We start from the raw sequence: 1008 nt of genomic DNA on the forward strand, positions 1-1008 counted from the left end.
GAGATCACGGCGCGCGCGATCGCGGCGCGCTGCTTCTCGCCGCCCGACAGGATCGGCGGCAGCGCGTCCATGCGCTCGCCGAGTCCGACCCAGCGCAACAGATCGATCACCTCCTTGCGATAGCTCGACTCGCTGCGCCCCATGACACGGAACGGCAGCGCGACGTTCTCATAGGTCGTCATGTGATCGAGCAGGCGGAAATCCTGCAGCACGATGCCGATGCGCTTGCGCAAGTCGGCGATCTCGTCCTTGCCGAGCTGCGAGATGTCATGCCCAAACAGATTGACGAGGCCCCGCGTCGGCCGATGCGACAGGAACAAGAGGCGCAGCAGCGAGGTCTTGCCGGCACCCGACGGGCCGGTGAGGAACTGGAACGAATGCGCCGGGATCTGGAAGCTGAGGTCGCGCAGAATCTCCGGCCCCAGACCGTAACGCAATCCGACATTTTCGAACCGAACCAAGCTCAGCTCCGTTCGAGAGGGGCGCGGGTCGCACTGCTGCGCTCCGCCATACGCGATCAACGGGTTTTGCGGCCGTTATGGTTTCCGGTTCGTTAACGGTCGCCCTGTAGCATACATGGTCAAGTCCTCGTTCATGCATCAAGGCTCGTCCATGCATATCGTCTGCCCCCATTGTATGACATCCTACGCCATCAAGCTTGCGAGCCTGGGGGCGAACGGACGGGCAGTCCGCTGTTCCCGCTGCAAGGAGACCTGGATCGCCCATGCCGAGGATGCCATCGAGGAGGCATCCGTCCCGGCCATGGCCGCAGCCAGCCAGGCTGACGACCAGTCCGACCTCGCTGAGCAGTGGAACTCCTATGCCAGGGACGACGGCGCCGCTGATGCGCCTGTCGTCGACAGCCCCTCGATCGCCAGCGACTGGCCCGATGAAGAGGCCAAGGAAACCGAGGACGAGTGGTCAGCGGCGGCCCGCGAGGCCGAAGAGGAGGTCGTCGGCGCGCAGCATCAGTCCTGGTTCCGCGGCCTGTTCGGCCGCCGTGGTGCG

General features: G+C 64.9%; 2 protein-coding genes. One reads left to right on the forward strand and one right to left on the reverse strand.

Annotation, left to right across the window (positions count from 1 at the left end; translation table 11 throughout):
• On the reverse strand, positions 1-461 hold a 461-nt coding region (locus tag MOV75_RS39510), incomplete at its 3' end, for a cell division ATP-binding protein FtsE (protein WP_247008259.1).
• A gap of 151 nt (positions 462-612) precedes the next feature.
• Here MOV75_RS39510 and MOV75_RS39515 point away from each other — a divergent pair.
• On the forward strand, positions 613-1008 hold a 396-nt coding region (locus tag MOV75_RS39515; RefSeq protein ID WP_258719608.1), incomplete at its 3' end, for an MJ0042-type zinc finger domain-containing protein.

Origin of the sequence: Bradyrhizobium sp. PRIMUS42 (assembly GCF_023006515.1) — a bacterium.
Taxonomy (GTDB): Bacteria; Pseudomonadota; Alphaproteobacteria; order Rhizobiales; family Xanthobacteraceae; genus Bradyrhizobium.